Annotated in this window: 1 pseudogene; it reads right to left on the reverse strand. The window is 42.4% G+C overall.

Annotated features, from left to right (window positions below):
• Window positions 1–217: pseudogene (locus tag AB4486_RS23400) on the reverse strand (GGDEF domain-containing protein); the annotation flags it as partial.

The raw sequence follows: 217 nt of genomic DNA on the forward strand, positions 1-217 counted from the left end.
AGCCAGAGGATGCGATCTGGGATGGCGTGACTGTACAAGAATAGGATGACGCCCTGAACTAGAAGAACACCACTCAGAATCAATTCGGAATACTCAGGATTGATGACTTTTCTTACATATAAAGCGTTAGAAATGGCAATGATGGCGAAGCACAATTCGAATATTGACAGCGTGTAATGCTCGCCTTCGAAGTAAGCCCAAGTATAGAAAATGAATA

Origin of the sequence: Vibrio sp. 10N.222.55.C6, from assembly GCF_041473395.1 — a bacterium.
GTDB lineage: Bacteria > Pseudomonadota > Gammaproteobacteria > Enterobacterales > Vibrionaceae > Vibrio > Vibrio crassostreae_C.